This window comes from Chromobacterium vaccinii, from assembly GCF_001855275.1.
GTDB classification, from domain to species: domain Bacteria; phylum Pseudomonadota; class Gammaproteobacteria; order Burkholderiales; family Chromobacteriaceae; genus Chromobacterium; species Chromobacterium vaccinii.
The window spans coordinates 1378004-1402567 of sequence record NZ_CP017707.1 but is presented as its reverse complement, the minus strand read 5'-3'; the positions used below and the strand labels follow the sequence as shown (position 1 = coordinate 1402567).

The following is a 24564-nucleotide window of genomic DNA, read 5'->3' as shown; positions in this document are numbered from 1 at the left end:
TGGGTGGAATCATCGCCGGCGCCGCCGGTCCGTCTCTCGAGGCCGCCTGTCGCCTGCATGGCACAAGCTCAGCTCCAGGCCTGCAGAATGGCTTGCAGGGCGGGGTGCTGCAATTTGCGCCGGCTGGCGGTGACGTAGTAGTGCTCCGATACGCCGTCCAGCGCGCCCAAGGACAGCAGGCCGGGATGGTCGGCCTCCCCGTCGGGCGAGACGGGGGCGGGCAGCAGTCCCATTCCCTGGCGGGCGAATGTCTCCATTAACGCATGGTCGTCGAATTCGCCGACAACGTCGGGCCGCAAACCGTTTGCCTCGAACCAATGCTCCAGTTGCCTGCGCAGCACGTTGTCGCGGCTGGGCAGCAATAGCGGCGCTTGCTCCAGGCTGGCTGGGAAGCCTGCCAGACGGCTGGCGTGCAGCGCCGGCGCGGCCAGCAGCTGCACCGGGCAGCTCAGCAGCGGCCAGGACTGGAATTGTTGCTGCTCGCTGCTGGCCACCGGCCGGTCCGCCAGCACCAGATCCAGCCGGTGCCGGCCCAATTCGCCAATCAGCTCGTCGAAGTCCCCCTCGCCGCAACTGAGGCGGAGGCGGTTGCCGGTTTGCAGCGCCGGCCGCAACAGGCGGCTAGCGATGCCTTTGGGGACGACGTCGGAAATGCCGGCCGCCAGCCGCAGCGTCTGGTCGAGCAAGGGATCGGCCAGCGCCTCTTCCATTTCCTCGCCCAGCAGAAAGATGCGGTCGGCGTAGCCTTGGGCCACGCGCCCGGCTTCGGTCAGTTCCAGCCCGCGCCCTTGCTGGCGGAGCAAGGACCGTCCCAGCTGCTGCTCCAGCCGGGAAATCTGGCCGCTGACGGTCTGCATGCTGATGCCCAGCTGTTCGGCGGCGCGGGTGACGCTGCCGGTGCGGGCGACGGCCCAGAAATAGTGTAGATGCTTGTAATTGAGCTTGTCCATTTTTCAATTCGAAAAAACCGTATACATGTTCAGATTTTACTTTATTTTTTCGATTCATTTTGTCGCATACACTGCAGTGTGGCCAGCGCTTCGTCCTGGCCGATGATTGAATGGATTTCGGGAGACTAAACAATGAAACGGGTGATTTTGCTGATTGTGACCAACATCGCCGTGATGCTGGTGCTGAGCGTGAGCGTCCGTCTTTTGGGGCTGGACCGCTTCGTCACTTCCGGCGGGCTGAATCTGGGCATGCTGCTGATGTTCTCGGCGGTGCTGGGTTTCGGCGGCGCCTTCATTTCGCTGGCCTTGTCCAAGACCATGGCCAAGTGGAGCACCGGCGCGCGGGTGATCACGCAGCCGTCCGGCCAGACCGAGGCCTGGCTGCTGAACACCGTGCGCAAGCTGGCCGACCGCGCCGGCCTGCCGATGCCCGAGGTGGCGGTGTACGAGGGCGAGCCCAACGCTTTCGCCACTGGTCCCAGCCGCTCCAACTCGCTGGTGGCGGTGTCCACCGGCCTGCTGGCCAATATGAACGAGGAAGAAGTGGAAGCGGTGCTGGCGCACGAGATCGCCCACATCCGCAACGGCGACATGGTGACGCTGACGCTGATCCAGGGCGTGGTCAACACCTTCGTGTTTTTCCTGGCGCGGGTGGTCGGCTATCTGGTGGACAGCTGGCTGAAACGCGATGAGGAAAACAGCTCCGCCGGCACCGGCATCGGCTACTTCGTCACGGTGATCGTGTGCGAGATCGTGTTCGGCATCCTGGCTTCCGTGGTGGTGATGTACTTCTCGCGCCAGCGCGAGTTCCGCGCCGATGCCGGCGCCGCCGAGCTGCTGGGTTCGCCGCGGCCGATGGCCAACGCGCTGCGCCGCCTGGGCGGCATCGAGGCCGATGGCCTGCCCAAGAGCATGGCCGCCTCCGGCATCGCCGGCGGCCGCGGCCTGCTGGGCCTGCTCGCCACCCATCCGAGCATGGAAGAACGCATCGCCGCGCTGGAAGGCCGCGGTTGACCCTCGCGGGCGGCGTCTGTCCGCCCGCATTGACGGATTGAATGGAGTGTTGCAGTGATCGATTTTCTGACCGCCCCCGCGCTGGGTTATCCGCTGTGGACCTGGCTGGCTTTCCTGGCCGGAGTGCTGGCGTTGCTGGCGTTCGATCTTGGCATCCTGCAGAAGGATGGCCGCGAGATCGGCGTGCGCGACAGCCTGAAGCTGTCGGCGTTTTATATAGGCATAGGCCTGGCCTTCGGCGGCTGGGTGTGGTGGTATCGCGGCGCCGACGCCGGCGTGCAGTACTTCACCGGCTATCTGCTAGAGAAGTCGCTGTCGCTGGACAATGTGTTCGTGATCTCGCTGATCTTCGGCAGCATGGCGGTGCCGCGAGCGCTTCAGCACCGGGTGCTGTTCTGGGGCATTCTGGGCGCCATCCTGATGCGGGCGCTGATGATAGGCGCCGGCGCCGCGCTGGTGGCCGAGTTCCAGTGGGTGCTGCTGCTGTTCGGCATCTTCTTGCTGTGGGCCGGCCTGAAAATGCTGTTCTCCGGCGACGAGGAAGCCACGCCGCTCACCGAGCAGAAGTTCTATCAGTGGCTGCGCCGCCGGATGCGGCTGACGCCGGAACTGCACGGCAACGCCTTCCTGGTGCGCGGCGAGCGCCACGGCCTGGGCAAGGGATGGTGGGCGACGCCGCTGCTGCTGACGCTGATTCTGGTGGAGTCGGCCGACCTGGTGTTCGCGGTGGATAGCATCCCGGCCATCTTCGCGGTGACCCAGGATCCGTTCCTGGTCTACACCTCCAACATCTTCGCGATTCTGGGCCTGCGCGCGCTGTATTTCGCGCTGGCGGCCATGGTGCACCGTTTCCATTATCTGAAGTACGCGCTGGCGCTGGTGCTGGTGCTGATCGGCGTCAAAGTGGGGTTGGTCTACCTGCACGACGCGGGCCTGGTGGCCTTCAAGCTGCCCACCGCCTGGTCGCTGCTGGCGACGGTGTCCCTGCTGGCAGGCGGCATCGGCTATTCCTGGCATCGAACCCGGCAGGAACCGCACAGCGGAACCAATTGAAACCTTCGTCACTCCAACCCTGAGAGCGCGGGCGCCCAAACACGGCGCCCGCGCTGTTGTCGCGCTTGCAGGCGACACCTTCGTGATTAACTCCCGATACCTTAGGAACTGCCGATGTCTCAAGCTTCCCGCGTGCTTATTGTCGATGACGATCCGGATCTGCGCGATCTGCTTAGCGATTACCTGAGCCGCCAGGACATGGTTGTCTCGGCGGTGGGCGATGGCGAGGCGATGAACCGCGCCTTGGCCGAGCAGTCGTTCGACATCCTGATTCTGGATCTGATGTTGCCGGGCGAGGACGGCCTGAAACTGTGCCGCGACCTGCGCTCCCGCTCCAATATGCCGATCCTGATGCTGACGGCGCGCGGCGACGAACTGGACCGCATCATCGGCCTGGAAATGGGCGCCGACGATTACCTGCCCAAACCGTTCAACCCGCGCGAATTGCTTGCCCGCGTGCGCAGCATCCTGCGCCGGGTGGAAGAGCGCCGCAACAACAGCGCGCTGCGCGCGCTGCAGTTCGGCGACTGGCGGCTGGAGCTGGGCGCCCAGCATCTGGTCGACGGCGGCGGCGTGGTGACGCCGCTGTCCGGCGGCGAGTTCAAGCTGATGCAGGCCTTGGCCGAGAATTCGCAGCGCGTGATGTCGCGCGACCAGCTGATGGAGGCGATGAACGGCAAGGAAGCCGGTCCCTTCGACCGCACCGTCGACGTGATGATAGGCCGCTTGCGCCGCCGCCTGGGCGACGACGCCCGCGAACCGCTGCTGATCAAGACCATACGCAGCGGCGGCTACATGCTGGCTTGCGAGGTGGTGCCGGTGAGATGAGGCGCTTGCCTCGCACCCTGTATGGCCAACTGCTGCTGACGCTGCTGACCAGCGTGCTGTTGGCCAACGTGATCGGCATCGCGCTGGTGCTGACCGACCGCGAGCGGCTCAGTCGCACCCTGCGCGCCGAGTACGTGGCGCAGCACCTGGCGGACATGATCAATCTGCTGGACGAAACCGCCGCCGCCAGCCGGCCCAAGCTGGCCGGCGCGCTGACTTCTCCCAATGCCCAGGTGCTGCTCGACCAGCCCTGGCGGGTCGGGGGCAAGACCAGCCTGCCGGAAGCCGGCAAGCTGCGCGAACTGATCCAGGACGATCTTGGCTCTCCGTTCCGTCTGCAGGTGCTGTCCTTCCGCGACGACTCTCCCGATGCCGCGGAAGATTTGCTGCGTCCCTTCGTCGAGCCGGGCCGGCACGTGTTCACGCCGGGCAAGCAGTTCTGGGTGCAGGCTTTTCCCAACAAGCTGGGCGAGGGCGGACCGGAGTTCAAGATCCAGATGGCTACGGTGCAGGCGCAGCTTAAGGACGGCACCGTGGTGACCTTCCGCATCGGCCAGATATCCAGCGCGGCGGAAACGCCGTGGCGGGTGACCGCCTGGCTGCTGCTGGTGGCGCTGGTGGTGGCCATGGCTTCAGCCTGGGCGGTGCGCCGCCTGACGCGGCCGCTGGCGCTGTTTTCCCAGGCCGCGACCGGGCTGGCGGCCAACCTCAACCAGCCGCCCTTGCCTGAAACCGGCACCCAGGAAGTGGTCAACGCTTCCCGGGCTTTCAACCGGATGCAACAGGAGCTGCAGCGTTATCTGCAGACGCGCAGCCAGATGCTGGCAGGCGTGTCGCACGATCTTCGCCTGCCCATCACCCGCGTCCGGCTGAGGCTGGAGCAGCTGGAGGAGGGAAGCGCGCGCCAGGCGATAGAGCGCGACCTGGTCGAGATGGATCAGCTGATAGGCGACACGCTGGCCTATCTGCGGATGGGGCAGGGCAATGAAAGCACGGTGCTGCTCAATGTCGGCGCCTTGCTGGAGGGCGTGGTCGAGGACGTGGAGGCGTTGGGCGCCGAAGTGGCGTGCAGGACTGAGGTGGTGAAGCCGCTGTACGCCCGGCCGCAGGCCTTGCGCCGCTGCATCGCCAACCTGCTGGAGAATGCCCGCCGTTATGGCGGCGGCGTCGTGGAAGTATCGCTGCGCGAGCATGCCGGCAGGGTGGAGATCATGGTGCGCGATCATGGCCCAGGCATCGCCGAGGATGATCTCGAGCGGGTATTCGAGCCCTATGTGAGGCTGGAGCACTCCCGAGCCAAGCATACCGGCGGCAGCGGGCTGGGGCTGGCGATCGCCCGAGCCATCGCGCGCGAACACCATGGCGACATTCTTCTGTTCAATCACCCGCTGGGCGGCTTGTGCGCCGAGCTGTATTTCCCCGCCCAGCGCGAGGCTGTCGCGGATAGCTGAGCCTAGGGTCTGCTGGCCATCGCGGCATGGCCGCGCTCGCAGAGCGCGCGGAAGGGCTTAACAATGTTTGACAAAGTGCGCTGGCAAACAAATTGATTGCAAAAACGAAAGCGAGTACACTCTAAATTGAGTCTGGTTGATGTCTGAATTCTTTAGGTTCGAACAGACTCAGGTCAAGTCTATCCTTATGTAAGGCCCACAGATGTGGGCCTTTTTTTTTCGCTACTGAACATTGTTTCGGTGTTAATGGCTTTGTTAATGTTCATTAAGCAATAAAAAAACATAAAATTGTTAAGTTTGGACAAGATTTCTGGTCTCATGACTAGTGTTGTATTTTTGCCTCCTGTGATGTGTTTTTACAACATAGTACCGAAGTGTTCACTTGCATATATCCATCCGTGGAATTAGTATTCAATCGCTTTCTAAGACAAGCCACAAGGATTGTTCACCATGAAAAAAACTCTGATCGCCCTGGCGGTTGCCACTCTGCCGGCTGCCGCATTCGCTGATGTCACCATCTACGGCCAACTGAAGGCTGGCGTGGAAAATGTTCACGCTGGTGGCGTGAATCAAACCAATGTCGACGATATGGGCTCCCGTATCGGCTTCAAAGGCGGCGAAGATCTGGGCAATGGCCTGAAGGCCATCTGGCAGGTTGAGAGCGGTTTCGACATTGACGGCACCAACCGTCAGGGTTATGGCACGTTCGCCAGCCGCGAATCCTTCGTTGGCCTGGATACCGGCTACGGCAAGGTTCGCCTGGGCAACATCTCCACCTTCAGCGACTCCAACATGAGCGTCGTGAATCCGTGGGAAAGTTCCAGCAACGCGCTGCAACTGAACGCCTTCACCCGCGACGACGAGCGCGTGAAGAACGCCATCCGCTTCGACACCGCCAATTACAATGGCTTCCAGGGCGCTTTCCTGTACGGCACCAAGGAAGACAAGAGCAACGCGTTCAATAAGGATGCGCAGACCACCCAGCGTGAAACCTACAACCTGGGCCTGTCGTACGAGAACAGCGGCTTCTTCGGCAAATACCAGTACATCCACCAGACCCCGGTGGTTGCCGCTGGCGTGCGCACCCAAGCGAATGACAGCCACCGCCTGGAAGCTGGCTACAATGCCAACAACCTGCTGCTTGCCTTCGGCTACCGCAACGATCGTGGCGACAGCTCCATCACTCCGCTGAGCTTCCTGCAGAACAACACGGTTCCGGCTGGTGACGGCAGCAAGTACAAGTCGCAGGAATACGCGCTGACCGCGGCCTACACCCTGGGCGCCTTCACTCCGAAGGTCACCTACGCTCAGGCCAAGGACTACGACAAGGACGGCGTGCGTGTGGACAACACCGGCTACAAGCAATTCCTGGTCGGCGTAGACTATCAAATGTCCAAGCGCACCACCGTTGGCCTGCAATACGGCGAAGTGAAGGCTGATCAAGCCATCTTCAACAATGGCAGCGACGCTTCCAGCACCGGCAGCAAGCTGCGCGGCGTGGGTCTGAACATGGTTCACTCCTTCTAATACCGGCAACGTATTGGAACAGGACGCTCCGATGGGCTGACATCGGAGCGCCGATACAGACTGCCGTTCCCGCAAGGGGACGGCAGTTTTGTTTTGGATGCTTGCCGGCCTGCGCTTGCGCGTGTCAAATAGCTTCTTTGCCCTGAGGAGCTCCGATGCCGGAATTTCACCGCTTGTTGCATTCCGTGGCCCAGGCCTTGCCTTGGCTCAATGCCGCCGATGAGCCCTGGCGATGGCTGGAAGGCTTGCCCGATGAGTTGGCGGCGCTGCGCGCCGCCGCCAATCCCGATGAATGGGTGTTGAATGGCGAGGCGATGATCCATCGCGGCGCGACGCTGGAAGCGGGGGCGATCCTGAAGGGGCCGGTCTGGATAGGCCCCGGTTGCCGGGTGGCTGCCCACGCCTATTTGCGCGGCGGTGTAGTTTTGTGTCCTGGCGCGACGGTCGGGCCGGGCTGCGAGATCAAGACTTCCATCGTCGGGCCGGGCAGCCGGCTGGCGCACTTTAATTTCGTCGGCGATTCGGTGCTGGGCGCCGATGTCAATCTGGAGGCCGGAAGCATCCTGGCCAATCACTGGAACGAGCGCGACGACAAAACCATACGCCTGCATGTGGCTGGCAAGGTGCTGCTGCCGGGGCTGGAAAAGCTGGGCGCCTTGCTGGGCGATGGCGTGCGGGTGGGGGCCAACGCGGTATTGTCGCCGGGGACGGTGCTGGGAGAGGGCGCCGTGGTGCCGCGCCTGGGATTGGTGGATCAGGACCAGATTTGAAAAACGGACCGCCGGCTTGGCCGGACGGTCCGTTGTCTACGCGTCGATCACTGCGGGAAGGGCGCGACGCCGAGCTTACCCAGCAGGTAGCCGGCGGTCTGCAGCGCGCCTTCCACCCAGCCCTGCGCGTCGGAGTAGGCTTCGCCGCAGATGTATAGCGGCAGGTCGGTCGGCTGCACCACGGCATGTTTCACTTCCCAGCTCTTCACGCCGATGTTCCAGCTGTTCCAGCCGCCGCCGAACGGATCGTCGCCCCAGTCGCGGTAGGCGGCGTTGCGCACCTTGGGCGTGTAGTTCAGGCTGTGCATCACGGTCAGCTGGCGGGTCACTTCCTCGGTCATCATCCGCGGCGCCTTGTACTGGTGCCACTCCAGCTCGTCGCGCTGCACATTGTCGTCCACGCCGATGAAGGGATCGGCCAGCGGCGCCACATCCCTGCCGAGCGCTCTGGGCTGGCGGCGCTTGGCGCGCAGCCCGTCCCAGAAGCCGGTGTTGTCGCCGTCGTCGTAGCTGGCCAGCAACATCGCGTGGCCTTCGGTGGCGGCGGTGCCATCGCTTTTCGGCCAATAGTAGGTTTGCCGCACCGGCAGGTCGGTGACCGAGCGGCCGGCCTGCACCGCGACGTAGATCGGTTCGCCCTTGGCGTCGGTGGAGGAGTAGCCGGTGTTGCGCCACCAGGGGCTGTCATAGGTGGTGAACAGCTTGAACAGCGGCCGCGGCGTGACGGTGGAGATCAGCGCCTGGGTCTTGGCGTCCTGCAGCGCCGGGCTGGTGGCGGTCAGCAGTTCCAGCGAGCGGCGCGGCATCGCCAGGATCAGCTTCTTGGCCGTCGCCGCGCTGCCGTTGACCTGGAAGGCGAAGCCGTCACCCTGCAGCGTGATATGGGAGATGTGGGATGCCAGCCTGAGGTCGCCGCCGGATTTTTCAAACAGCTGGGCCAGCGACAGCGGCACCTGTTGGAAGCCGTTGCTGAAGCCCATGTATTCCGGGCTGACCCCGAAGTCGGACAGATACCATGGAATCGCGTCCGCCGCGTTCCAGTTGCACAGCGTTGAGTCGTAGCCGCCGACATCTTCGGCGTAGTGGTAGGCCTCGCCGGTGATGACCCGCAGCAGCACGTTCCAGAAGCCTTGCTTGTACAGCGGCACGCCGCCGAATTCGGCGCTTTGCGCCATTTCGCGGCGCTGTTCCTCGTTCAGGTTCGGGTTGGTGATGCCGGGCACGATCTGTTCGATCGCGTTGACGATCACCTCGCCGGCGCTTTGGCCGTGGTCGATGAAATTCAGCTGGTAGGGAACGATGTCCGGATCATTGGTGAAGTCGGCCAGACGCAGGTAGACGCCGCGCAGGAAGGCGATGTTCTGGGGCTCGTCCACCGGAAACTTGTAGAGCGTGATCTGTTTGTCGGCCGGCAGCTCCTGATTCAATTCGGTGATCAATTTCGTCACCAGCGGCTGCACCGCGGGCAGGATGCGCATGCCGCCCAGTTCCGCCACCATGTCGGGAATGTCGGGCGGGCGCACCGACAGCAACCGCCCGCCGATGTGGTCGCTGGCTTCGAATACGGCGATCTTCTGCCCGGGGTTGGTTTGTTTCAGCCGCCAGGCGCAATAGACGCCGGATACGCCGCCGCCGACGATGGCGATGTCGAAATTTTCTTCAGCCATGGTGCTGTTTCCTTCTCTGGGTGGATTGCGTTCAGAAGATCACCGGCACATTGCCCGGCAGGCCGGCATCGTCGTTGCGCCGCAGCGCGTCCGCACCGAAGTGGAAGCAGTCCAGGCGGGGCTGCTTTTCGTAGCGGGCATTGGCTTCTTCCGGCGTAGGCGGTGTTTGCTCCAGGCCGACGGTATGCATGTCCAGCACGTAGGCGTGGCCGCCCAGCGCGTGGCCAATGCCGCGCCTGACCGCCGCGCGCACGTCTTCCGGATGGCGGACGATCTCGCCCTCCATGCCGCCGAAGGCCTTGGCCAGGGTGACGAAATCCGGCTTGGGACGATGGATGCGCAGGTATTCCGGATCTTGCGTCTTGGCGGTCCATTCGTAGCCGGGCGCGTCGCCGTATATCGCTTCCACCTGCTGAAGGCCCATCTGCAACGTGTGGTACTCGTGGTTGTTGGTGATGATGTACAGCACGCCCAACTGACGGTGTTGCGCGGTCCACCAGGTTTGCGGGTAGAACAGCGAGGAGCCGTCGCCGGTGGCGGCGACGACGAAGCGGGTGTCTATGCCCTGGCAGCCGTCCGGTTCCAGCTTGATGCCCAGCGTGGCCGGCATCGACCAGCCCAGCGAGCCGCCGCCGACGCAGTAGTAGCTGATCGGCGCCGCCGCTTGGTCGGTGAACGGCAGCAGGTATTGGAATGGCGCCGGATCGGATACCGCCTCGTGCACGTAGACGAACTGCTTTTCCAGCTGGCGCTCGCCGATTTCCTTGCGCAGCGCGTCGGCGATCACTACCGCCCAGATCTCGTTCTGGTGCATCGCTTCGCGCAGATAGGCGTCCCAGGCGACCTTGCGCTGGGCGGCCAGCTCTTTCAGCTTGGTGTTGCGCGCGATGGCCGCCGGGGAAGGCTGGTCGCCGATCAACTGGTTGATCAGCGGCAGCGTGGCTTTCAGGTCGCCGAACAGCGCGGCCTCGCCGTAGTAGTTCTTGCCGATGTCCCAGGTGTGGTTGCTGAGGTATACCTGCGTGACATTTGGCGGGATCAGCGGGCCGTCGCTGTACTTGTAGACCGTGATCTGCGCCTGGTTGCTGAAGCCGCACAGAAAGGCGACGTCATGGCCGGCGAATACCTGCTGCACGCCGGACTGGCTGCCGGGCAGCTCGCCCTGCCAGTGGTAATCGTTGTTGGGGAAATTGGCCAGGCTGCTGAAGGTTTGCTGCAGCACCGGCGCGCCCAGCAGCTCCGCCATTCGCTGCAGCTCCGGCCAGGCTTCGGCGTAGCCGGCGGCGTCTCCGGTGACGATGATGGGATTCTTGGCCTCGCGCAGCAGTTGCGCCGCCTGCGCTATCGCCTGGCGATCGGCGGTGAAGTGCGGCGAGATCTTCGTCACGCCCTTGATGCGATCGTCGTCGCCGATGCGGCGCATGGTGAATTCCCAGGGAATGGCGACGAAGACCGGGCCGTTGGGCGGCGCCATCGCTTCCTTGAACGCGCGTTGCAGCACCATTGGGAATTCCTGCTCGGTGCGGACCTCATGCGCCCACTTGGTGTATTGGCGGGCCAGGTCCACCAGGTTTGAAGCCAGCAGAGGTTCCTGGGTGACCAGCTCGTTCTGCTGTTGGCAACACAGGATCACCAGCGGCGCCTGGGAGCGCCAGGCGTTGAACAGGTTGCCGATGGCGTGGGCGATGCCGGGCGTCACGTGGACCACCAGCACCCCGGGCTTGCCGGTCATCCGCGCCGAGCCCATCGCCGCGCCGATGGCGATGTTTTCGTGCAGGCATTCGATGTATTCCACCTCGTTTTCCGGATAGGAGGTGCCGTCGATGATGGGAATCTCGTTGGTGCCGGGCACGCCGAAAATGCGGTGTATGCCCAGCTGGCTCAGGATGTCGAACACGTAATCGCGCGCCCAGCGCTTCTGGCCGCCTGCATCGTCCATGCTCATGGTTTTCTCCATCTGGTTATTGGAATGGATACTGTTTGTGGTAATTCAGCCCGGAGCGGATGGATATGGACGAAGCCTTGCCGGATTAATTTCCACAGTTTGCGGGAGGCGGCGGGCATGAGGGAGGGGCCGTGATTTTCATGAGGCGGGAAGAAGAGGCGGGAGCGCTTAGGTACGAATACTAGCTGTCTAAAAGTGCAGGTTTTGCACAAAAATCCTGGCGGCTTGGATGTTGCTGAACTAAAGGCGGGTTGGCGATATGAAAAAGGCCGGTCATTGACCGGCCTCGGGCATGCTTTGGCGTTGCCGCCTTATCGGGCGCTTAGAACCATTGGCCGTAGCGCTTGATGTAGATGGTCTTCACCGTCTGCGTCAGGGCCAGATAGCCGGCCATCGTCAGCAGCAGCCACCAGAAGTAGCTGGAGTCCAGCTGGATGAAGCCCAGCGAGGATGCGATCGGCGAGAACGGCAGGTAGCAGGCGATGGCGATGGCGATCGAAGTCGACAGCAGCACCGGCAGCGACGCCGTGCTTTGCAGGAACGGAATCTTGCGGGTGCGCAACATGTGCACCACCAGCGTCTGCGAGATCAGGCCTTCCATGAACCAGCCGGTGTTCATGATCAGCTGGCCGCCGTCGCCGCCGTGCATGTGGTAGGCCGCGCCGGCGCCGAACACTGTCCACAGCAGGATGTAGGTGGTGATGTCGAACACCGAGGACGTAGGCCCCAGCCACAGCATGAAGCGCTTGATGTTGCCGGCTTCCCACTTGCGCGGCTTCTTCAGGAAGTCGGGGTCCATCTTGTCCCAGGGCAGGAACATCTGCGACAGGTCGTAGATCAGGTTCTGCAGCAACAGCTGCATCGCCAGCATCGGCTCCCACGGCAGCCAGGCCGAGGCCACCAGCACCGAGAACACGTTGCCGAAGTTGGAGCTGGCGGTCATGTTCAGGTACTTGAGGATATTGCCGAAGGTTTCGCGGCCCTTGATCACGCCTTCTTCCAGCACCATCAGGCTCTTTTCCAAGAGGATGATGTCGGCGGTTTCCTTGGCGATGTCGGCGCCGCTGTCCACCGAGATGCCGACGTCGGCGTCGCGCAGCGCCGGCGCGTCGTTGATGCCGTCGCCGAGGAAGCCCACGGTATGGCCATTGGCTTGCAGCGCCTTCACCACCCGCGATTTCTGCAGCGGCGTCAGCTTGGCGAAAATGGTGGTGCGTTTGACCGCGGCGCACAGCGCCACGTCGTCCATCGCCTCGATTTCCGGGCCCAGCAGCGGCTTGCCCGGATTGAGGCCGACGTCGCGGCAGACCTTGGCGGTGACGATGGGATTGTCGCCGGTCAGTACTTTGACCGCGACGCCGTACTCGTTCAGCGCCTTGATCGCCGGCGCGGCCGAATCCTTAGGCGGATCGAGGAAGGTCAGGAAGCCGCGCGCCACCAGGCCTTTTTCGTCGGCGGTCTGGTAGGCGTTCTTGCGCTCGTCGGACGGAATGTGGCGGGTAGCCACCACCAGCACGCGGTAGCCTTCGGCGTTGAACTCCTGGCTCAGGCGCAGCAGGCGGGCGCGTTCTTCCGCGTTCAGCACGCGCACGTCGTCGCCGTCCTGGATGTGGCTGCAGACAGCCAGCATCTCCTCCACCGCTCCTTTGGACACCATCAGTTGCTGGCCATTCTGCTCCTGCAGGATCACCGACAGCCGGCGGCGCTCGAAGTCGAACGGCAGCTCGTCCACCTTGCTGTAATGGCGCAGCTTGACGCGTTCGCCCAGCTCGTCGGCGCGTTCGACGATGGCGATGTCCATCAGGTTCTTCATGCCGCTCTGGTGGAAGCTGTTGAGCCAGGCCAGCTGCAGCGTGGTTTCGTCCTTGTCGCCGTAAACGTCGTAATGGTGCTCCAGGATGATCTTGTCCTGGGTCAGGGTGCCGGTCTTGTCGGTGCACAGCACATCCATCGCGCCGAAGTTCTGCACCGAGTTCAGCCGCTTCACCACCACTTTGCGCCGCGCCATCGCCACCGCGCCCTTGGCCAGGTTGGCGGAGACGATCATCGGCAGCATTTCCGGCGTCAGGCCCACAGCCACCGCCAGCGCGAAGGTGAGGGCGGACATCCAGTCGCCCTTGGTGACGCCGTTGATCATGAAGACGATGGGCACCATCACCAGCATGAAGCGGATCAGCAGCCAGGAGACGCTGTTGACGCCCTTGTCGAAGCTGGTCTCGATGCGCTTGTGGCTGACCACGTTGCGCGCCAGCGAGCCGAAATAGGTATCGGTGCCGGTGGCCACCACTACCGCGCGGGCGGTGCCGGACACGACGTTGGTGCCCATGAAGCAGGCGTTGGAGAGGTCAAGCAAACCGGCGTCGCCGTCGGTCTGGCCGTCGGCGGATTTGGCGGCCACCGCGCCCAGCGTGTCGTACTTCTCCACCGGCAGCGCTTCGCCGGTCAATACCGCCTGGCTGATGAACAGGTCCCGGGATTCCAGCAGCCGCACATCGGCGGGCACCATGTCGCCGGCTTGCAGGTGAACGATGTCGCCGACCACCAACTCGGTCATCGGCACCTCCATGCGCAGGGGGACGGTCGGCGAGGTGGGGCGGCGCTGGACGGTGGCGGTGTTGCGCACCAGCGATTTCAGTTTCTCCGCCGCCTTGGCCGAGCGGTATTCCTGCCAGAACCGCAGCAGGCCGCTGACGCCGATCATGCTGGCCAGGATGATGACCTTGGTCCAGTCCTGGTCGTCCGGGGCCGCCATCGCGATGTCCATCACGTAGCTGATCGCGGCCAGCGCGATCAGCACCATCACGAACGGGTTCTTGAATGCCAGCAGCAACTGGATCAGCGCATGAGGCGGCTTGTCGTGCGCCACTTCGTTGCGGCCGTATTGCTCCAGCCTCTGGGCGGCTTCGAGGGAGGTCAGGCCTTCCGGCTGGCTGCGCAGCCGCTTGAAGGTTTCTTCCTGCGGCAGCAAGGCTTCGTGGGCCAGGCGGAAGGCGATTTGGTCGCCGGTTTTGCCCGGGGCGGCGATGAAGCCCCGGTTCCGTTTGCGGGGCGTGAGGTTCTTGGTCATGGTAAATCTCCTGGCGCTGCGGGCACGACCAGCCCTGCCATTCGAGCGTGCCCGCGATCTTGTATTCCGAGCGCCGTGAAACGGCCGATGTCGGAACAGATCGTGAACAGGCTCTCGTGCATCAGCGCCGACAATGTGTCAGCTCGAAAAGCGAGAGAACATTGCCGCCCGTTGGGGGGCTCTGCGCGAACGCCCCAGCGGGTGGCATCTCAAAAGGTGGTGGGGGCGCTATGTCATGCCGTCTCCTGTGCTGCTTGGTCGCCGGGCGCAAAGGCGCGGCGCATGATTTCGGAAGACGGCATCAGGCCAGCGCGCGGTTGGCGGTGGGCGGCAGCGACAGGCATTCCAGCTTCACCTGCGTCAGCGGCAGCGTGGTCAGACGCTGGGCGATGCCCTGCAGGAAATGCATGCAGGCGGTGGAGTCGGAACGGAAATCCGCGCTGATCAGCCAGGGCGCGGCGGTCAGCCCGCCGCCGCGGGCGGGGGGCTGCGGCTGTTCCCGCCATTGCAGGATGCGCAGGCCGTGTTTCAGCGCCTGGCCGCGCAGTTCGCGGCGGGCAGCGCCCAGCGACATGGCCGGGCAGGCGATCGACAATTGGTAGCGCTGTTGCTGGCGCGGATTCAGGAAGGGATTTTGCATCATCGTAAGCTCCTGGCCGCGCGGGGCCGGACAGTCCGGCCATCGCGCGCGGCGACGGATGTCCGCGTCCTGCTTGGGGACGCGAAACGGATCGGGTCATGCCGCGGCGGCATTCCCCGATGCTTGCGACAGGGGATTACCGGCGGCGAAGGCTTGCTGTTTGCGGCTCGGGCTCTTCGGGCATGTCGGCGTGTTCCTCGCTTAAGGTGGCGTGGCGGATGGATCTATGGGTGTCAGGCGATTCTGGCGCGGCCGTGGCCGAACAGTCCGCGCGTCTGCGGGCGGGCGGACTGCGCGCGGCGGCCCCAGTGGACGCGGTGGATTTCCGGCAACTGGCTCAGGCGCAGCGCCATGTCGTCCAGAATCTGGCGTTGCTGCAGCGGGCAGTTCAGCACTACCGACAGCTTGCAGTGGCTATCGGAGCCTTCCGGCGCGATGGTGACCTGAGAGGCGCGCAGGCCCAGATCGTGCATTTCCCAAAACAGGCGTTTGCGAAGCGTGGTGATCACGTCTTTATCGCAAACGATATTCAGGCGGAAATCGGCGGATGCGGCAGTTTGATTATTGCGGGTGAAGAATTTCAGCAGCTGGGTCAATTTCAGGGCGTGCATATTGAGTCCCCCATTATTATTTCAACAGGTAATAAACATCCCGTTCCGGTTGAATAAACCGTAATCGTGGACGTACTCCGATATTGAACGAGCGAATATCGCGCAGCTGCTGGTATGCTTATTCCCACCCGAGGGAAGGTCAGCCTGTCCGGCAGGCGTGCGACGCATTCGCTCGCGGTTCTGGCTCTTCCGGCATGGAATCTCCTTTGCGAAACGAAAGCATGCGCAAACAATCCGTCTGACGCGTGATCTGTCGATGGGGGCGCTGGCCGCGGCGACGCGGGCCTGATTGGACGAAGCGGCCGATTAAGGCCGGACAGTGTCCGTCATGAGGCGCGGTGCGTCGTATTGCGGCTTCGGAACCGGCTTGCCGCCGGATCTGGACGCCACATCCTGCTTGCAGGATGCGGCAGAGGAAGGGTGTTCGGTCTGCTGAAATCCTGCAAGGCTTATACTGCGATCGAAGATCGACTAGAACCGTCGTTGTCCACGGTTTGCCTTTGCAAAATTAATAACAAGCCAACTATAAGCGAAATTCGTTATTAAATCAAACCAGATTGTTATTTGATCGAATCGGCGTGGCGGATTTGCCATCAATTCATAATTCGAAACATTTCGACGCCGTGGAGTCCGGCCGGAATGCGCCGAATTCTCATTTTGCATGATCGATTCATCTATCTTGCATGGGTAGTGGCTGTTTTTGTGCGGATCATCATTTTGGAGGGTGCGAAGATGAACGAGCTGGCCGTTTTGAAAAGCGAGGTGGTAGAAGCGATTTGCAGCGGTATCCGCAAGGCGGACCGGGAGTATGGGCAGTGGACAGGAGATGAGGGTCTCGGCGAGGCGCCGGAGTACTTGATGACTTGTGCCATCGCACGCGAGTTGGCCAAGCTTGGTGATGGACGCTTTGTCACGCTAGAGGCCAGTGTGCAAGAAACGTTGCGATGTGCCCGTGTGCGCTTCCGTGGCCGTCCCCGGAGGAGTATGCGCAAAAATGGCCGCGCTGATATTGTACTGTGGGAGGTGCCTGAGGTTGGTCAAAATGGCGTACCAAGATCGATCATTGAGGTAAAGAATTTTCTGGCAGAGCCTGGTGGGCAACTGAACAAGGATGTTAGTCGCCTGCGCGATGCCTTGTGTCTGAGTATGGAGAGCCATGGTGAGTTGGGCTTCGGTTGTTTGGCGTTCTGGATTGGTGTGAATGAACCTAAACGGAAGCAATATGAGTCGCCAGAGGCTTGGCTGCGGGCTAAGTCCGAGAAATTGTGCGAAGCGGCCAGTGGCTTGGTTGCAACAGATGGTTTGGTCGTCAGGTTGGCGCAGCCTAAATCCTATCTGGGACGATATGAAGATGGCACACGCTACGCCTGGGCGCCCAGCGTGCTGGTGATAGAGAGGCCGTCTGCCTAAGGGGGAGGCCTGGCGTGAAAACGGCATCCGGGCCTGGGCGCGGATGCCGTTCTTGCTTGAGGTCGCCGGGCGTATTATACGCCCGCTTCGTGAGCCTGTTCATCCGCGTGGTAGCTGGAGCGAACCATCGCGCCGACGGCGGCGTGGACGAAGCCCATTTCGTAGGCTTTTTCCTCGAACATCTTGAACACGTCCGGATGCACGTAGCGCAGCACCGGCAGGTGGCCGTCGGACGGCTGCAGGTATTGGCCGATGGTCAGCATGTCCACGTTGTGGGCGCGCATGTCGCGCATCACGTCCAGGATTTCCTCGTCGGTCTCGCCCAGGCCAACCATCAGGCCGGACTTGGTGCGGACGTCGGGATTCTTCGCCTTGTAGTCCTTGAGGAGCTGCAGCGAGTGCGCGTAGTCGGCGCCCGGGCGGGCCTGCTTGTACAGGCGCGGCACGGTTTCCAGGTTGTGGTTCATCACGTCCGGCGGCGTCTGGGTCAGGATGTCGACGGCGATGTCCAGGCGGCCGCGGAAATCCGGCACCAGCGTTTCGATCTGCGTGTTCGGCGACATTTCGCGCACCGCGCCGATGCAGTCGGCGAAGTGCTGGGCGCCGCCGTCGCGCAGGTCGTCGCGGTCCACCGAGGTGACCACCACGTATTTCAGCCGCATCGCGGCCACGCTCTCGGCCAGGTGCTTGGGCTCGTTCGGGTCCAGCGGATTGGGGCGGCCGTGGCCGACGTCGCAGAATGGGCAGCGGCGGGTGCAGATGTCGCCCATGATCATGAAGGTGGCCGTGCCCTTGCTGAAGCACTCGCCGATGTTCGGGCAGGTGGCTTCTTCGCAGACGGTGTGCAGCTTCTGCTCGCGCAGGATCTGTTTGATCTCGTGGAAGCGCTGGCCGTTGGGCAGCTTGGCACGGATCCACTCCGGCTTTTTCAGCTTTTCGTCCAGCGGCACGATCTTGATCGGGATGCGGGCGGTCTTGGCCGCGCCCTTGTGCTTCACCCCGGCCTGGTTGTCCGGCTTCATGCGGTCTCCTTGCTTATGCTCAGGTGGCGTTCCAGGTGCGGCAGCAGCTTGTCGGCGGCTTCGGCGACCGTGAGGTTCACGCCCAGATTCTTCATTTGGGTCACCTTGAGGTTGGCGTAGCCGCAAGGGTTGATCCAGCTAAACGGGGTCAGGTCCATGTCCACATTCAGGCTCAGGCCGTGATAGGTGGCGCCGTTCTTGATGCGCAGGCCCAGCGAGGCGATCTTGGCGCCGTCCACATATACGCCGGGTGCGTCCACGTCGCCATTGGCGGCGATGCCCTGTTCGGCCAGCATGTCGATGATGGCTTGTTCGATGTGGCGCACCAAGTCGCGCACGCCGACGCGCATGCGCTTGAAGTCCACCAGCAGGTAGACCACCAGTTGGCCGGGGCCGTGATAGGTGATCTGGCCGCCGCGATCGGTCTTCACCACCGGGACGTCGTTCTGCTGCAGCAGATGTTCCGGCTTGCCGGCGAGGCCTTGGGTGAATACCGGCGGATGTTCCACCACCCACAACTCGTCGCGGGTCTCGGCGGCGCGGCTGTCGGTGAAGGCCTGCATGGCGCGCCAGGTCGGCTCGTAATCGACCCGGCCCAGATGTTTGATGATGCGAGGCACCTGAACTCCCGGTGTTTTTAGAGGACCATTTTTACCATCGGGTGGCCGGTCAGCGACAGATAGATGCTGTCGAGCTGCTGGCGCGAGGTGGCGGTGACGGTGACGGTGAGCGCATAGAAGCGGCCGCCGGAGCTTTCGCGCAGCACCACGTCGATCTCTGCGAGATCAGGGGCGTTGATGCGAACCACTTCGGTGATGGTGGTGACGAATTCATCATGCCGCTCGCCCATGATCTTGAGCGGAAAGCGACAGGGGAATTCCATCAGTTCCTGTTTTTCGTCGGACATGTCTGGCTACTCTGATGCGATTACAAAATGGCAGGCCGCGGACGAGCCGCGGCGCTGCGTACTACTGAATACTATTATACCGCGGCTTACTTCCAGCCGAGCATCAGCTTCAGGCTGTCCCACAGCCGGCTGAAGAAGCCGCCTTCTTCCACGGCCTTCAATGCTACCACCGGGCGCTCCAGCAGCGGCTTCCCATCAAGGGTGACGGTCAGCTTGCCCACCACCTGACCGGCCTTGATCGGCGCGATCAGCGGCTGCATGGTGGTCATGTCGGCCTTCAGCTTGGCGGCCTGGCCCTTGGCCACGGTGGCGAACACGTCGCCGCTGAAGCCTACGGATACCGCCTTTTCGCTGCCCTTGTACACGGAAACGTCCGAGACGCGGGTATTCGCAGCATAAAGTTTGGGCGTGTCGAAGAATTGCAAGCCGTAGTTCAGCAGTTTGGAGCTTTCCACCGCGCGCGCCTCGGGGCTGGCGGTGCCGACGACGACGGAGATCACGCGGCGGCCGTCGCGGTGGCTGGAGGTGACCATATTGTAGCCGGCGCTGTCGGTGTAGCCGGTCTTCATGCCGTCGACGTTGGGGTCGCGGTACAGCAGCAGGTTGCGGTTCGGCTGCTTGATGTTGTTGTAGGTGAACGACTTCATCGAGTAGATCGGGTAGAACTCGGGATAATCGCGGATCAGCGCGGCGGCCAGGATGCCCAGATCGTGCACCGTGGTGTAATGGCCGTCATGCGGCAGGCCGGTGGCGTTCTTGAACTGGGTGTTCTTCATGCCCAGCTTCTGCGCCTGCTGGGTCATCAGTTGCCCGAACACGTCTTCGCTGCCGGCGATGGCTTCGGCCAGCGTCACGCAGGCGTCGTTGCCGGACTGGACGATCATGCCCTTGATCAGGTCGTCCACTTTGGCCGGCACTTTCGGGTCCAGGAACATCCGGGAGCCTTCGGTCTTCCAGCCGCGCTGAGACACGGTCAGCGTCTGCTCCAGCGACAGGCGCTTTTCCTTCAGCGCCTTGAAGGTCAGGTAGGCGGTCATCAGCTTGGTCAGCGAGGCGGGTTCGACCCGGGCGTCCGGATCGCGGGCGGCGAGCACTTGCTGGCTGTTGTAGTCGAGCAGGTAATAAGCCTTGCCGGCGATTTCCGGCGTCGGCGGCACGAATGCGGTATTGGCAAAGCCAAACGAGGGCAGCGCCAGCGCGGCGGCCACCAGGGCAGAGGTGAATTTTTTCATTTTCTGGAGGGGGCTTGCTAGAGGTAACAAACAGTAGCCGTTGATTATACACACTCGAGCTGGCTACGCAGCCGGAAAAAGCCTGTCCGACATGTTGCATATTGCAATGCAGCAAATTCTGCCGGACAGGCCTCCCGCTGGTTTGGAGTTCCTGATACTCTGACAGTTCAAATACAAGAAACTATCAGGGACAAGGCATCGCCATGAGCAACAAGCAAGACTATCTGGAACGCATCCTCACTTCGCGGGTGTACGACGTGGCGGTGGAGACGCCGCTGGAGCTGGCCCCCAATCTGTCGCGTCGTTACCGCAACAACATTCTGCTCAAGCGCGAGGATCTGCAGCCGGTGTTCTCGTTCAAGCTGCGCGGCGCTTACAACAAGATGGCCAAGTTGACGCCCGAGCAGCGCGCGCGCGGCGTGATTACCGCCAGCGCCGGCAACCACGCCCAGGGCGTGGCGCTGTCGGCCAGCAAGCTGGGTTGCGAGGCGGTGATCGTGATGCCGGTGACCACGCCGCAGATCAAGATTGACGCGGTGAAGCAGCGCGGCGGCCAAGTGGTGTTGTCGGGCGATTCGTTCAACGAGGCTTTCCAGCATGCAGTGAAGCTGGCGGAAGAAAGCGGCCGCACCTATATTCCGCCCTTCGACGATCCTGACGTGATCGCCGGCCAGGGCACGGTGGGCATGGAAATCCTGCGCCAGCACCCGGATGATCTGAATGCGGTGTTCGTCGCCATCGGCGGCGGCGGCCTGGCGGCCGGCGTGGCCAGCTTCATCAAGCGGCTGAAGCCCGAGATCAAGATCATCGGCGTGCAGCCGGTGGATTCCGACGCGATGCGCCAGTCTATAGAGAAGGGCGAGCGGGTCGAGCTGAAGGACGTAGGCCTGTTCGCCGATGGCGTGGCGGTCAAGCTGGTGGGCGAGGAAACCTTCCGCATCTGCCGCGAGTTGCTGGACGAGATCATCCTGGTGGATTCCGACGCCATCTGCGCGGCGATCAAGGATATCTTCGAGGACACCCGCTCCATCGTCGAACCGGCCGGCGCGCTGGCGGTAGCCGGGGTCAAGGCCTACGTCGAGCGCGAGGGCTGCGAGGGGCAGTCGCTGGTGGCGATCTCCTGCGGCGCCAATATGAATTTCGACCGGCTGCGCCATGTATCGGAGCGCTCGGAGCTCGGCGAGCGGCGCGAGGCCATCATCGCCGTCACCATTCCGGAGAAGCCGGGCAGCTTCAAGCGCTTCTGTTCAGTGATCGGCGGGCGCAATATCACCGAGTTCAACTACCGCTTCGCCGATCCCAGCGTCGCGCATGTCTTCGTCGGTGTGCAGATCGCCGGCCGGGACGATGTGGAAAGGCTGATCGGCGACTTGCGCGCGGCGGAACTGGATGGCATCGATCTGACCGACAACGAGCTGGCCAAGCTGCATATCCGCCATCTGGTCGGCGGCCATGCGCCGCAACTGAAGGATGAGCGGGTGCTGCGTTTTGAGTTTCCGGACCGTCCCGGCGCGCTGATGCGTTTCCTGGAGGCGATGCGCACCGACTGGAACATCAGCCTGTTCCACTATCGCAACCACGGCGCCGATTACGGCCGAGTGCTGGTCGGCATCCAGGTGCCGTCCGGCGACGCGCAAGCCTTCCAGCAATTCCTCGACACGCTCGGATACCCTTATATAGAGGAAACCGAAAATCCGGCGTATCGATTGTTCCTTGGCAAGACTATCCGTTGATGGTGCAATGTCGGCCTCATTCCCAATCCGGTGAAGCAGGAATCATGATCAAGGCAGTATTGTTCGATTTGGACGGCACGCTGGCCGACACCGCGCGCGACTTGGGCGCGGCGCTGAACCGTTTGCTGGCGGAGGAGGGCCGCGCCCCCCTGTCTTACGAGCTTATCCGTCCCGTCGCCAGTCACGGCGCGCGCGGCTTGGTTCAGCTAGGCTTCGGCGCCGATCTCGATGCCGACCGGATGGAGGCGCTGCGGGTGCGTTTCATGGATCTTTATGACGCCAATCTAGCGGGGGAGACCACGCTGTTTGATGGCGTGAACGAGCTGATCTCCGAGCTGGATAGGCGAGGGGTGGCCTGGGGCATCATCACCAACAAGTCGATGCGTTTCACCGACCGCTTGGTGCCGTGGCTGCCTTTCGCCATTCCGCCGGCGGTGATCGTCAGCGGCGATACCGTCGGCGTGGCCAAGCCCGACCCCAAGCCGATGTTGCATGCGACCAGCCAGATCGGCATCGCGCCCGAACATTGCATGTATGTGGGCGATGCCGAACGCGACATCCAGGCTGGCCGCAATGTTGGAATGAAGACGGTGCTGGTCAGCTGGGGCTATTTCTCCGAGCAGGACAAGCCGGAGCAGTGGGGAGCGGATATCGACATCGATCATCCATTGCAACTGCTTGACCATCTATAAGGACGAGCGGGAAGGGCAGGGCTGATTCACTATATGGATGTGTCTGGAACAGGCCGGCGGCAACGCCGGCCTGTTTGTTTTGCGGTGCTCCAGCGCGGTGGATGCGGGCAGGCATGCGCTTTTTTACGGCCAGGTTCAAATACCCTTTATTCATATCCTCTGCCGGATCAGCGGCTTGTCTGCGATTGGCCGGTTTGAGGATGAATTTTCCTGATTTTTCTCGCAAAAGGTGTTGACGGGTCAGGGGCCCGGGCGTATAGTTCGCCTCCTCAGCTGACGCAGCGAACGAAACAGCGGAAACGAAACGGTTCCGGTGAGGACGACGCAGCGGACGGCACTGCTCTTTAACAGAACGAATAACCGATAGGTGTAAGTGCTTGGCGAAAGCCGAACACTTGCACTGCAAGAGACAAGAGATACTTGTTTATTTCTTTGAACTTGCGTGCCAGAAAATTTGCTTGAGATTGAACTGAAGAGTTTGATCCTGGCTCAGATTGAACGCTGGCGGCATGCTTTACACATGCAAGTCGAACGGTAACAGGGTGCTTGCACCGCTGACGAGTGGCGAACGGGTGAGTAATGCGTCGGAATGTACCGTGTAATGGGGGATAGCTCGGCGAAAGCCGGATTAATACCGCATACGCCCTGAGGGGGAAAGTGGGGGACCGTAAGGCCTCACGTTATACGAGCAGCCGACGTCTGATTAGCTAGTTGGTGAGGTAAGAGCTCACCAAGGCGACGATCAGTAGCGGGTCTGAGAGGATGATCCGCCACACTGGGACTGAGACACGGCCCAGACTCCTACGGGAGGCAGCAGTGGGGAATTTTGGACAATGGGCGCAAGCCTGATCCAGCCATGCCGCGTGTCTGAAGAAGGCCTTCGGGTTGTAAAGGACTTTTGTTCGGGAGGAAATCCCGCTGGTTAATACCTGGCGGGGATGACAGTACCGGAAGAATAAGCACCGGCTAACTACGTGCCAGCAGCCGCGGTAATACGTAGGGTGCAAGCGTTAATCGGAATTACTGGGCGTAAAGCGTGCGCAGGCGGTTGTGCAAGTCTGATGTGAAAGCCCCGGGCTTAACCTGGGAACGGCATTGGAGACTGCACGACTAGAGTGCGTCAGAGGGGGGTAGAATTCCACGTGTAGCAGTGAAATGCGTAGAGATGTGGAGGAATACCGATGGCGAAGGCAGCCCCCTGGGATGACACTGACGCTCATGCACGAAAGCGTGGGGAGCAAACAGGATTAGATACCCTGGTAGTCCACGCCCTAAACGATGTCAACTAGCTGTTGGGGGTTTGAATCCTTGGTAGCGTAGCTAACGCGTGAAGTTGACCGCCTGGGGAGTACGGCCGCAAGGTTAAAACTCAAAGGAATTGACGGGGACCCGCACAAGCGGTGGATGATGTGGATTAATTCGATGCAACGCGAAAAACCTTACCTGCTCTTGACATGTACGGAACTTGGTAGAGATATCTTGGTGCCCGAAAGGGAGCCGTAACACAGGTGCTGCATGGCTGTCGTCAGCTCGTGTCGTGAGATGTTGGGTTAAGTCCCGCAACGAGCGCAACCCTTGTCATTAGTTGCCATCATTAAGTTGGGCACTCTAATGAGACTGCCGGTGACAAACCGGAGGAAGGTGGGGATGACGTCAAGTCCTCATGGCCCTTATGAGCAGGGCTTCACACGTCATACAATGGTCGGTACAGAGGGTTGCCAAGCCGCGAGGTGGAGCTAATCTCAGAAAACCGATCGTAGTCCGGATCGCACTCTGCAACTCGAGTGCGTGAAGTCGGAATCGCTAGTAATCGCAGATCAGCATGCTGCGGTGAATACGTTCCCGGGTCTTGTACACACCGCCCGTCACACCATGGGAGTGAGTTTCACCAGAAGTGGGTAGGCTAACCGCAAGGAGGCCGCTTACCACGGTGGGATTCATGACTGGGGTGAAGTCGTAACAAGGTAGCCGTAGGGGAACCTGCGGCTGGATCACCTCCTTTCTAGAGAATGGCGATTGCCAAGCACTTACAGCCTATCGGTTAT

Annotated in this window: 19 protein-coding genes and 1 rRNA gene; 10 read left to right on the top strand and 10 right to left on the bottom strand. The window is 62.1% G+C overall.

Annotated elements, in window-relative coordinates; all coding sequences use genetic code 11:
* Positions 1 to 68 precede the first annotated feature (68 nt).
* Positions 69 to 950 (bottom strand): transcriptional activator NhaR, encoded by an 882-nt coding sequence (gene nhaR, locus BKX93_RS06300; protein ID WP_046157810.1) that lies wholly within the window; start codon positions 948 to 950, stop codon positions 69 to 71.
* 132 nt (positions 951 to 1082) lie between these two features.
* Between nhaR and htpX the strand changes: the two genes are divergently transcribed.
* From htpX to BKX93_RS06270, 6 genes are all read left to right on the top strand, one after another.
* Positions 1083 to 1964 carry a protease HtpX gene (gene htpX / locus BKX93_RS06295; protein WP_046157809.1) on the top strand — a complete coding sequence of 294 codons (882 nt, stop codon included), beginning with the start codon at positions 1083 to 1085 and terminating at the stop codon, positions 1962 to 1964.
* 54 nt (positions 1965 to 2018) lie between these two features.
* Positions 2019 to 3017 carry a TerC family protein gene (locus BKX93_RS06290; RefSeq protein WP_235429311.1) on the top strand — a complete coding sequence of 333 codons (999 nt, stop codon included), beginning with the start codon at positions 2019 to 2021 and terminating at the stop codon, positions 3015 to 3017.
* A gap of 114 nt (positions 3018 to 3131) precedes the next feature.
* Positions 3132 to 3845 carry a response regulator gene (locus tag BKX93_RS06285; RefSeq protein WP_021477512.1) on the top strand — a complete coding sequence of 238 codons (714 nt, stop codon included), beginning with the start codon at positions 3132 to 3134 and terminating at the stop codon, positions 3843 to 3845.
* Complete coding sequence (locus BKX93_RS06280; RefSeq protein ID WP_070979202.1) at positions 3842 to 5296, top strand: ATP-binding protein; 1455 nt, start codon at positions 3842 to 3844, stop codon at positions 5294 to 5296. Before BKX93_RS06285 ends, BKX93_RS06280 begins: the two co-directional genes overlap by 4 nt.
* Before the next feature lie 450 nt (positions 5297 to 5746).
* Entirely contained in the window at positions 5747 to 6823 is a 1077-nt protein-coding gene (locus tag BKX93_RS06275; protein WP_021477514.1) for a porin, read from the top strand.
* 155 nt (positions 6824 to 6978) lie between these two features.
* Positions 6979 to 7593, top strand: coding sequence for an LbetaH domain-containing protein (locus tag BKX93_RS06270; RefSeq protein WP_070979200.1), 615 nt, complete (start codon positions 6979 to 6981; stop codon positions 7591 to 7593).
* A 47-nt stretch (positions 7594 to 7640) separates the two neighbouring features.
* On the opposite strand, the gene BKX93_RS06265 is transcribed toward BKX93_RS06270, so the two are convergent.
* The 5 genes from BKX93_RS06265 to BKX93_RS06245 all read right to left on the bottom strand — a co-directional run bounded on the left by BKX93_RS06265 (position 7641) and on the right by BKX93_RS06245 (position 15523).
* Positions 7641 to 9260, bottom strand: a complete 1620-nt coding sequence (locus BKX93_RS06265) for a flavin monoamine oxidase family protein (RefSeq protein WP_070979198.1) — start codon at positions 9258 to 9260, stop codon at positions 7641 to 7643.
* A gap of 31 nt (positions 9261 to 9291) precedes the next feature.
* Positions 9292 to 11205 (bottom strand): thiamine pyrophosphate-binding protein, encoded by a 1914-nt coding sequence (locus BKX93_RS06260; RefSeq protein WP_070979196.1) that lies wholly within the window; start codon positions 11203 to 11205, stop codon positions 9292 to 9294.
* A gap of 322 nt (positions 11206 to 11527) precedes the next feature.
* Positions 11528 to 14272, bottom strand: coding sequence for a magnesium-translocating P-type ATPase (gene mgtA, locus BKX93_RS06255; RefSeq protein WP_046157803.1), 2745 nt, complete (start codon positions 14270 to 14272; stop codon positions 11528 to 11530).
* A gap of 301 nt (positions 14273 to 14573) precedes the next feature.
* The gene (locus tag BKX93_RS06250; protein WP_070979194.1) at positions 14574 to 14915 is read right to left on the bottom strand and encodes a hypothetical protein; all 342 of its coding nucleotides are present in this window, start codon (positions 14913 to 14915) and stop codon (positions 14574 to 14576) included.
* Between the two features lie 230 nt (positions 14916 to 15145).
* Positions 15146 to 15523 (bottom strand): hypothetical protein, encoded by a 378-nt coding sequence (locus tag BKX93_RS06245; RefSeq protein WP_052717708.1) that lies wholly within the window; start codon positions 15521 to 15523, stop codon positions 15146 to 15148.
* Between the two features lie 639 nt (positions 15524 to 16162).
* Between BKX93_RS06245 and BKX93_RS06240 the strand changes: the two genes are divergently transcribed.
* Complete coding sequence (locus BKX93_RS06240) at positions 16163 to 16933, top strand: hypothetical protein (protein ID WP_070979193.1); 771 nt, start codon at positions 16163 to 16165, stop codon at positions 16931 to 16933.
* Between the two features lie 74 nt (positions 16934 to 17007).
* Here BKX93_RS06240 and lipA read toward each other — a convergent pair whose 3' ends face one another.
* The 4 genes from lipA to BKX93_RS06220 form a co-directional block, all read right to left on the bottom strand.
* On the bottom strand, positions 17008 to 17955 hold the full coding sequence (gene lipA, locus BKX93_RS06235) for a lipoyl synthase (protein WP_070979191.1): 948 nt from the start codon (positions 17953 to 17955) through the stop codon (positions 17008 to 17010).
* Complete coding sequence (lipB, locus tag BKX93_RS06230; protein ID WP_021477524.1) at positions 17952 to 18575, bottom strand: lipoyl(octanoyl) transferase LipB; 624 nt, start codon at positions 18573 to 18575, stop codon at positions 17952 to 17954. The genes lipA and lipB overlap by 4 nt, the downstream gene beginning before the upstream one ends.
* 17 nt (positions 18576 to 18592) lie before the next feature.
* Positions 18593 to 18862 (bottom strand): YbeD family protein, encoded by a 270-nt coding sequence (locus BKX93_RS06225; protein ID WP_021477525.1) that lies wholly within the window; start codon positions 18860 to 18862, stop codon positions 18593 to 18595.
* A gap of 86 nt (positions 18863 to 18948) precedes the next feature.
* Positions 18949 to 20094, bottom strand: a complete 1146-nt coding sequence (locus tag BKX93_RS06220) for a D-alanyl-D-alanine carboxypeptidase family protein (RefSeq protein ID WP_046157793.1) — start codon at positions 20092 to 20094, stop codon at positions 18949 to 18951.
* Positions 20095 to 20297: 203 nt separating this feature from the next.
* On the opposite strand from BKX93_RS06220, the gene ilvA reads away from it, so the two are divergent.
* The 3 genes from ilvA to BKX93_RS06205 all read left to right on the top strand — a co-directional run bounded on the left by ilvA (position 20298) and on the right by BKX93_RS06205 (position 24521).
* On the top strand, positions 20298 to 21827 hold the full coding sequence (gene ilvA, locus BKX93_RS06215; RefSeq protein WP_046168795.1) for a threonine ammonia-lyase, biosynthetic: 1530 nt from the start codon (positions 20298 to 20300) through the stop codon (positions 21825 to 21827).
* A gap of 44 nt (positions 21828 to 21871) precedes the next feature.
* On the top strand, positions 21872 to 22519 hold the full coding sequence (locus tag BKX93_RS06210; RefSeq protein ID WP_046157791.1) for an HAD family hydrolase: 648 nt from the start codon (positions 21872 to 21874) through the stop codon (positions 22517 to 22519).
* A 466-nt stretch (positions 22520 to 22985) separates the two neighbouring features.
* Positions 22986 to 24521: ribosomal RNA gene (locus BKX93_RS06205) — 16S ribosomal RNA — on the top strand.
* Positions 24522 to 24564: the final 43 nt, after the last annotated feature.

Excerpts from the sequence above, each read along its gene's own strand:
- BKX93_RS06210 (WP_046157791.1), top strand. The coding sequence starts at position 21,872 with ATGATCAAGGCAGTATTGTTCGATTTGGACGGCACGCTGGCCGACACC.
- BKX93_RS06225 (WP_021477525.1), bottom strand. The coding sequence starts at position 18,862 with ATGTCCGACGAAAAACAGGAACTGATGGAATTCCCCTGTCGCTTTCCG.
- BKX93_RS06245 (WP_052717708.1), bottom strand. The coding sequence starts at position 15,523 with ATGCACGCCCTGAAATTGACCCAGCTGCTGAAATTCTTCACCCGCAAT.
- nhaR (WP_046157810.1), bottom strand. The coding sequence starts at position 950 with ATGGACAAGCTCAATTACAAGCATCTACACTATTTCTGGGCCGTCGCC.
- BKX93_RS06275 (WP_021477514.1), top strand. The coding sequence starts at position 5,747 with ATGAAAAAAACTCTGATCGCCCTGGCGGTTGCCACTCTGCCGGCTGCC.
- BKX93_RS06220 (WP_046157793.1), bottom strand. The coding sequence starts at position 20,094 with ATGAAAAAATTCACCTCTGCCCTGGTGGCCGCCGCGCTGGCGCTGCCC.
- lipA (WP_070979191.1), bottom strand. The coding sequence starts at position 17,955 with ATGAAGCCGGACAACCAGGCCGGGGTGAAGCACAAGGGCGCGGCCAAG.
- BKX93_RS06265 (WP_070979198.1), bottom strand. The coding sequence starts at position 9,260 with ATGGCTGAAGAAAATTTCGACATCGCCATCGTCGGCGGCGGCGTATCC.
- BKX93_RS06280 (WP_070979202.1), top strand. The coding sequence starts at position 3,842 with ATGAGGCGCTTGCCTCGCACCCTGTATGGCCAACTGCTGCTGACGCTG.
- htpX (WP_046157809.1), top strand. The coding sequence starts at position 1,083 with ATGAAACGGGTGATTTTGCTGATTGTGACCAACATCGCCGTGATGCTG.
- BKX93_RS06270 (WP_070979200.1), top strand. The coding sequence starts at position 6,979 with ATGCCGGAATTTCACCGCTTGTTGCATTCCGTGGCCCAGGCCTTGCCT.
- BKX93_RS06260 (WP_070979196.1), bottom strand. The coding sequence starts at position 11,205 with ATGAGCATGGACGATGCAGGCGGCCAGAAGCGCTGGGCGCGCGATTAC.
- BKX93_RS06240 (WP_070979193.1), top strand. The coding sequence starts at position 16,163 with ATGCGCCGAATTCTCATTTTGCATGATCGATTCATCTATCTTGCATGG.
- mgtA (WP_046157803.1), bottom strand. The coding sequence starts at position 14,272 with ATGACCAAGAACCTCACGCCCCGCAAACGGAACCGGGGCTTCATCGCC.
- ilvA (WP_046168795.1), top strand. The coding sequence starts at position 20,298 with ATGAGCAACAAGCAAGACTATCTGGAACGCATCCTCACTTCGCGGGTG.
- BKX93_RS06250 (WP_070979194.1), bottom strand. The coding sequence starts at position 14,915 with ATGATGCAAAATCCCTTCCTGAATCCGCGCCAGCAACAGCGCTACCAA.
- BKX93_RS06285 (WP_021477512.1), top strand. The coding sequence starts at position 3,132 with ATGTCTCAAGCTTCCCGCGTGCTTATTGTCGATGACGATCCGGATCTG.